At 48.5% G+C, this 7,594-nt stretch carries 5 protein-coding genes; 1 reads left to right on the top strand and 4 read right to left on the bottom strand.

The features are described 5' to 3' along the window. Window positions 1–298: 298 nt before the first annotated feature. From P9L94_12485 to P9L94_12475, 3 genes are all read right to left on the bottom strand, one after another. Entirely contained in the window at window positions 299–1,105 is an 807-nt protein-coding gene (locus P9L94_12485; protein MDP8244895.1) for an alpha/beta hydrolase-fold protein, read from the bottom strand. Then, complete coding sequence (locus P9L94_12480) at window positions 1,102–2,214, bottom strand: alcohol dehydrogenase catalytic domain-containing protein (protein ID MDP8244894.1); 1,113 nt, start codon at window positions 2,212–2,214, stop codon at window positions 1,102–1,104. The genes P9L94_12485 and P9L94_12480 overlap by 4 nt, the downstream gene beginning before the upstream one ends. 211 nt (window positions 2,215–2,425) lie before the next feature. Continuing rightward, window positions 2,426–3,928: a sulfatase gene (locus tag P9L94_12475; protein MDP8244893.1), complete on the bottom strand. Its 1,503-nt coding sequence runs from the start codon at window positions 3,926–3,928 to the stop codon at window positions 2,426–2,428. Window positions 3,929–4,151: 223 nt separating this feature from the next. Between P9L94_12475 and P9L94_12470 the strand changes: the two genes are divergently transcribed. Further along, window positions 4,152–5,801 carry a hypothetical protein gene (locus tag P9L94_12470; GenBank protein MDP8244892.1) on the top strand — a complete coding sequence of 550 codons (1,650 nt, stop codon included), beginning with the start codon at window positions 4,152–4,154 and terminating at the stop codon, window positions 5,799–5,801. A gap of 118 nt (window positions 5,802–5,919) precedes the next feature. Here the strand turns inward: P9L94_12470 and P9L94_12465 are convergent, their stop codons facing one another. Then, window positions 5,920–7,530 (bottom strand): sulfatase, encoded by a 1,611-nt coding sequence (locus P9L94_12465; GenBank protein ID MDP8244891.1) that lies wholly within the window; start codon window positions 7,528–7,530, stop codon window positions 5,920–5,922. Between the last annotated feature and the right edge of the window lie 64 nt (window positions 7,531–7,594).

The raw sequence follows: 7,594 nt of genomic DNA, 5'->3' as shown, positions 1-7,594 counted from the left end.
TTTTTACGATACTCTTTAGCAACACACGCTTCCTTTCGTGTCTCTCTTGTTCTTAGCAAACTGAGATTACACGAGATAGCGTGTGTTTCCATGTCTAGGCTATGCACAGATTCTTAGGACGAACCAATTTTGTTTTTCAATTTTTGATATGCCGAAATACGTTGCTGTAATCAAAATCATGGTCATCCAACAATGTAAGTACGCTTTAGTCGGATAAACCTTATTTGAAAGGTACTTTTGTCGCATCAATGTAAGTCGGTCAGCGCCATTTTTTCAGGTTCGACGAGATTGATAGCCGTTATTGCGGCGTGTGTTTAAAAAACGCCAAGGCATCCGATAAATGTTTATGCCAATACTCCCACGTATGCCCGCCGCGATATTCGTTGTATTCGTGGTTGATGTTTAAGTCGAGCAGGTCTTTATGTAATTTGCGGTTGAATTCAATGAGTTCATCGTCAACGCCGCAGTTGAAGCCGAATGGAGGGAGACGGTCTTTGTTGGTCTTCATCCATTCAAATACGGACGCGTCATCCCGATTTTTAAGATTGTATGTTTCTAACGGTTCTTCAACGAAAAGACGCAACTGATCAAAATCAGTGATTGACGAAAAGCCATAAAACGCGTTGAACACATCTGGATATTTCGCGCCAAGCCGCAATGCGCCGAATCCTCCCATCGAAAGCCCGGCAATAGAAACAGGAGACCGTTCGTCTACGCAGGAGTAGGTCTGTCGAATGAGCGCGATCACGTCTTCGACGATCCAGCGTTCAAAATTTTTCTCGCCATGGTCTACATAACCGCTGCCATCGCCCCACAGCCCATCCGAGGGCATAACCAAAAGCATGGGCGCCGCCAGTCCATCTTCTATCATTGACTCAAGCGCGACATGCGCGCCGCCGCTCAACGCCCACGACCAGCAACTGCCATAAACGCCATGAAGCAAGATTGTAATTGGCGCGGAGGAATGGTTCTTCAAACTGGCGCTTTCATAAACGCAAACATCCGCGCGCGATTGTAAGGCGGGGCTTTTCACGGTAAGAAAGTCTAACCCAGCGGGGCTGAACGAATGGTTGCGGCTATGCTCGATGGTCCGAAATCGGGTCATGACGCCTCCAGCGAAATGACGCCTTTTGCGTTGCGCCCTTGAAGCATGTCTTCGAACGCTTGCCCCAACTCGTTAAGCGAGTAGGTCCGCGTAACCAGTTCGTCGATTTTGTATTGTTTGTTTTCGTATAGTTTGAGGATTTTTGGGAAATCAACTTTGGGGCGGCATTTGCCATAGAGAGGATTGATGTATATCTTGTCCCATTCAAATAGTTCTGCGTCGAAGGCAATCGTCTGCTCGATTCCACTGACTTGAACGGCCATGCCTGCGTTGCGAACCATACGCAAAGGCGCGTCGCCCAATTCGGGGATCGCCGTACACTCGAAGGCATAATCAGCGCCGCGCATGGCTGTCAACGCTTTTACTTTCTCACTTGCCTGGAGTAGGTTTTTATCTTCCCGGTCGGCTTGAATGCAGTGCGTCGCGCCGAACTGATTCGCCATGGCTAATCGTGATCGGTTCACATCAACGGCGATCACCGCAGCGGCCCCGGCAAGGCGGGCTGATTGAATCACGTTCAACCCGACGCCGCCTGCTCCTAAGACGACGACAGAACTGCCCGTTTGAACATTGGCAGCGTTCGCAACCGACCCGAACCCTGTCATCACGCCGCATCCAATAATACAAGCGGAAGTGAATGGGATATCGACGTCAATCTTTACCAGCGCTTCTTCGCGCACCACCGTATGGTTTGACATCGTCCCGAGGTTGAAGGAGCGGTCTATCGGTTTGCCGTTCCACAGCGTCGATTCGACATGCGCGTGGCCGCCGAGATGAGGCCCGGTGACGGGCGAATAATTCTCGCAAATATGAATGTTGCCGAGGTTGCATTGAAGGCAGCGCCCGCACGATATCGCCCAGGTTAAAATCACGCGGTCGCCCGGCTCAACTTCGGTAACGCCGTCTCCAGTCTCAAGCACGACGCCTGCGCCTTCATGGCCGAGAATGAAATCCCGCTTCCAAGTGTGCATTGAATCGTAATCGGTATGACAAACGCCGGAGGCTTTGAGTTCAACAAGCGCTTCGCCGGGGCCCGGTTTGTTGACGGTAACTGGTTCGACTGAGAATGTACCGTCACTATGTGCAATGGCTGCGTGTGAGTCAATCATATTTTGATGAATCTCTTAGTGGATTTGCTGTATGGGGCACGGGTACAACTCTGCTCGCTTCAGTGCGGGCTTTCATGCCCTTATGCACAGGCGCTCCCAGAGTTGCACCCATGCCTGATCAAAAACATGGTCATCCATCAATGTAAGTACACACTTACTAGATGAAGCATTGTTTTGAATGGCAGAAATTTCTCATTCAACGTTAAGCGGCTTATTGATGGTACTCCTCAAAAAAGTCCATGCGTCCGCCTTTGACTCGCTTCATTCCACCTTTGAACCGGCCTGGTTGTTCAAATTCTGGCCAGTTTGATAGAATTGTATCAGCATAAGCTTTCATTCTATTTACAACCTCGGGGTGATCGCCGCTGATGTCGCGCGTCTCGGCCGGATCATCATCGAGGTTGAATAGCATCATCGACTTTGGCTCGACGCCTTCGGTTGTTCCGGGGTATTCACTCGGGCGGGATTGCTCGAATTGGGCCAGCAGGGTGACGCCGTCAGGTCCGCGCGGATCAACCCAGTCGTCGCCCCGGTTCGGTATGTTTCCCGGACTGCGAAGGTGAAGTTTCCAGGGGCCGCTTCTGACCATGGCCAAGTTTGTGCCTTTGAGTGCAAATAGATATTCATGTGGATTCTCGGTATTCGTCCCATTCAATAGCGGCATAATGTCAACGCCGTCGATCTCACGGTCGGTAGGGGGTTCAACGCCCGCAAGTTTGAGCAGCGTCGGGAAGATGTCAATCGTTCCGGCTGGCGTGTTGTGGACTGACCCCGCCGGGATTTTGCCCGGCCAGTGCGCAATAAATGGAACGCGAAGACCGCCATCCCACGTGGCGGCTTTCATCCCGCGCAAGCCGCCCGTGTCGCCTCCATACCAGGGGCCGTTATCTGAAAGAAATAGGATGAGCGTATTTTCATCAATGCCTAGATTTTTAACTTTTTCCAAAACCTGATCGACTGACCAGTCGAGTTCTCGAATCACATCAGCGTATAGATCGTCAGGCGTGTCGGGCGTGTAGAACTCTTCGGACGCCGCCAGCGGCTTATGGGGCATCGCGTGAGGAAGATAGAGAAAAAACGGCTTGTCTGCGTCATGGCTGCGTTGGATGAAATCAAGCGCGCGTTCTGTATACCGCTTGGTTAGCGTAGGTTGGTAGGCGGGATATTCATGCACCGTCTCGTTTTCAACCAACTGAACCGGGCGCATATCGTTTGAATAAAGAATGCCGAAATATTCGTCGAATCCCTGGTTGGTTGGCAAGAAGCGGCGACGGTGTCCCAAGTGCCATTTGCCGATACAACTGGTGGCGTACCCCGCTGGCTTGAGCGCTTCCGCAATGGTGATTTCTGACTCAGGCAAGCCGATATTATTGACGCCTGCGTCAGGAGTAGGGTTGTGTACAACGCCATTTCTGAAGGGATAGCGGCCCGTTAAAAGAGACGCGCGGGATGGAGCGCAATAGGGCACGGGCACATAGACCTGAGTCAATTTTACGCCTTCAGACGCCATGCGTTTTAGCGCTGGAGTCTGATATTTGATCTGTTGGTTGCCGAATCCTTCAATGTCGCCATAGCCAAGATCGTCAGCAAAAATGACAATGAAGTTCGGGCGCTTATTGTTATTGCTCACTGCGTTTGCGTCAGGCAATGCGGTTGAGGCCATGCCTGCGCTCATCATTCCAAGAAAATCGCGACGATTGAGGTTAAGGTTCATTATTATATTGTCCAAACTCTGATATAGAATTAGTCTCGAGATTGTCATTGAATCTATCAAAGAATCAGCGCTGAATCAATTGTTAAAGTTGGAGACTGAAGCGAAATTCTGAAAGTAATACTTCATCAATCCGCCAAGCCGCTTAAGTTGAATGTATAATGCGATTCATTCAGTGAACTTGTAAGCAGAAAGCAATCAATACATATTTGAATGAGGCGGATTCATGAATAAAAATACTCACTTAATAATCCTGTCGACGCTGCTGTCTATCATTTGTTGCTTGAGTTCTCATTCTCAAACCATACAAAAGTCTGGCGAACTTGAAATCACTTCTCATTCCAGAGGGCTTCATGGTTATATTGGCTATAGCGCAACCCGCCCTCCTGAGCGTTCTGAATTTAACGCCGGGATGGGTTTTTATTCAGCGGTTTGGCCTTTGGTTGACCAGCCAGTTGCCAATTTCCAAATCGGGCTGGCAGGCGCATGGATCACACCGGACAACTCCGATAACAAAGATAAGCCTCTCGCTCCCGTCGGGACTCTGGCCCGGGACAACTGGCCAGAGCGCGGGCCAACCTGGAGCAGCGTCTTCCAAACGGTGGAAGGCGGCCTGGGGTTTTGGGCAAGAAATCACTTTCGTTACGGCTCACCCAAATTTAGTATGAACGCCACTCCACAATGTTACGACTACGAAGTCGGTTCTCCGGGCTGGTCGTTTTTTTATAGCGACACAGCATTGCCTGACGACCGCCTGGGCATTGCTCAACTGAGTAACAGGCTCTTAATTCCGCCTGACGCCCTGCCGTTTCAAGGCAAGCCAAATGGTGAATTTTTTGGCTATACCTATATGGCGTTACCTTTTACTGACCCCACCACAGGCGACCCGCCCACCGGCGATCAAAGTTGGACTTGTTTTATCAATGCAGCAAATTTCAAAGGCCCTATCGCCTACTACATCCCTGAAACCTGGAGCAAAATCGGAAAGATATTTGACTATCCATTTATTTATGGAAGAGGGCTTGATGCGCGTCCGGGAAACATGGGCGGCGGCGCCATCGAAATTAATACCGTTCCCCGTTTCGATGTCGTTGATGAAGAAGGCAATGTGTTTTCAAAAATTCCGAAACTACATTTCCCCGTGGATGCGCATGGGAGGACGCTGCTGGTGCAGGATGTCGCCTATTACTCGAAAGACGCTCTCTACCATTCATTCAAAACATGGCGCGATGGAGGCCCGGATTGCCCTGGCAATTTCAACACCGAAGCGTCATGGAAATCGACTTTGACGACGCGTACGACAAAATATGATCAGGCCGGTCAGCAAATGAAAAATGTCGAAAACGTATTTGACACAAAAGTCCACGCCGACGGCCTGTGGGGGTTACAGTGGTTCGAAAACAACATAAGCCCCCAAGGCATATTCCCGCAGTATTATAAACAGATAGGCGACGAGCGCGTCGCGGTATCTAGCGATGAAGTCCCTGAATTATTAAGACAGAAAGAGTTTGCTTTGGCGTCACCCGGCGAACCCTACACCTCCCCCAAAGAAGGCGCCTGGACAAATCCCGGGGCGGCGCACGGGCCGTACGAAGTGAAATTGATTGATGGATCGACGGTCACTTATTCGTGGTATCGGTTTATCGACCAACCCTCTTTTCAGCAATATGATTGGAGCCAGAAAAAGAAAGAGACGTTGCAAGCCTTTGTGGAAAAAATCCACAAACAATGGCCGATTGACCGGGATTACATGCCGCCGCCAAGCCGTGACATTCAACTCGTCTCGCTTGATCCGGCCTTGATTGTTACGCCGCCAAAAGGGCTTGAATATGGTTATGTTCCCATCGTGACTTCCCAGCGAGCTTCGGCTCAATAAGCACGGAATAAAAAAAGGCGGCCTAAGCCGCCTTTTTTGCCAAGAGAGAAATCCCAAAACGCACCGGCGCGTTGAAGAAATGATCTTCGGTTAAACGTCTCGGTCATTAACCGACTGGTTATACTTTCAGTTCATACTCATTCATCAACCGTTTTAGTTCATGTTTCATTTCACTGATGATAGATGCATAGTCAGGGTTGTTATACTCGCTTTTCATCTCTAGTGGATCTTTTTGCAGGTCGAAAAATTCCCACTCGCCGGTTGTATAAAACTCGATTAATTTATACCGCGCATTTCGCACCCCACGGTGTTGAGCAACCGCATGAACGCCAATCTCATAATAGGTGTATAAAAGACTATTACGCCAATCATCCGGCGTCTCGCCTTTTAACAATGGGACCAATGACTCACCTTGCACTTCGTCTGGAATTGTAGCGCCCGCCGCTTCCAATATTGTTGAAGCATAATCAATATTTTGCACAATCGCGTCACACTTTGTTCCTGCCTTAGCGACTGAAGGCCATTTCACAATCAATGGATTCCGTAATGATTCCTCATACATCCAGCGCTTGTCATACCAACCATGTTCACCGTTATAAAAGCCTTGATCCGAGCTGTAGATTACGATGGTGTTTTTTTCTAGATCATTCTCTTTTAAATAATCCAATACCCGGCCTACATTCTCATCCATCGCTTTGACGCATTTGATATAGTCTTTCAGGTATGCTTGATATTTCCAACGAACAAGATCATCTCCCGTTAAGTTCTGCTGAAGGAACTTCTCATTGCGTGGAGCATAATATTCATCCCATGCTTCTTTTTGTTTCTCTGTCATTCGTTGAAATTCGCCGATCGTCGACATATCCCGTGATTTGCTTTCAGGAACAGCCTTACGGATATCTTCTATCGAAGTTGTCGCTGCTGGCGGAGTCACCTTAACGTCCATCGCAATATTAATGTGATCGCGGATGGTCATTTCTTGTTCACTGGCGGCAGACGTTCGGCCCTCATAATCATCAAATAGATTTTCGGGTTCAGGAACGTCAATCCCATCCAATAAATTGAAATGTCTTGGATGAGGCATCCATGTCCGGTGAGGGGCTTTGTGCCAACTGCATAAGAAAAACGGTTTCGATTTATCCCGCTTTTTATCAAGCCATTCGAGGGTCATGTCGCCAATCAAGTCCGAACAATATCCATCTTTGCGGACCAAATCATCCGAACCTTTCACTTTAAAATCAGGATTGTAGTATTTGCCTTGACCGGGCAAAACGGCGTAATCATCGAACCCTGTTGGCAGTGTTCCCAGGTGCCATTTCCCAATCACTGCGGTTTGATAATTCGCGTTCTGCAATTCTTTCGCCACAGTCCACTGGCTGCCATCGAATTTATTTCCGTTAGACATAAAACCATTTTTATGGCTATGCTTGCCCGTTAAAATACAGGCCCGACTCGGCCCGCAGATTGAATTCGCCACAAAACTGTTGGTAAATAAAACACCATCATCAGCAATCGAATCTATATTGGGAGTGATTTTATGTTTTTTGATAAAGTCTTGTAATCTTGTTTTATAGGCGCCCAGTGTTTGCAGAGAGTGGTCATCAGAAAAAATAAATACAATATTCGGTTGCTTCGTTTGAGCGCTCGCCGTTAGCGGTAAACTTAAACCAAACGGCAAAGCCCCTAGGCCTTTGATAACATCTCTTCGATTCAGATTCGAGATAGTCATTAATCGTTCCTTTCAAATGGAGAATTTTATAATTCGGTTCTCTTTCCAATCGGTGTTTATAAGG

The organism is Candidatus Hinthialibacter antarcticus, from assembly GCA_030765645.1.
Classification (GTDB): domain Bacteria; phylum Hinthialibacterota; class Hinthialibacteria; order Hinthialibacterales; family Hinthialibacteraceae; genus Hinthialibacter; species Hinthialibacter antarcticus.
This window is presented reverse-complemented; position numbering and strand designations above follow the sequence as displayed.

Coding starts and splice junctions, on each gene's coding strand:
- P9L94_12485 (MDP8244895.1), bottom strand. CDS start 1,105: ATGACCCGATTTCGGACCATCGAGCATAGCCGCAACCATTCGTTCAGC.
- P9L94_12465 (MDP8244891.1), bottom strand. CDS start 7,530: ATGACTATCTCGAATCTGAATCGAAGAGATGTTATCAAAGGCCTAGGG.
- P9L94_12470 (MDP8244892.1), top strand. CDS start 4,152: ATGAATAAAAATACTCACTTAATAATCCTGTCGACGCTGCTGTCTATC.
- P9L94_12475 (MDP8244893.1), bottom strand. CDS start 3,928: ATGAACCTTAACCTCAATCGTCGCGATTTTCTTGGAATGATGAGCGCA.
- P9L94_12480 (MDP8244894.1), bottom strand. CDS start 2,214: ATGATTGACTCACACGCAGCCATTGCACATAGTGACGGTACATTCTCA.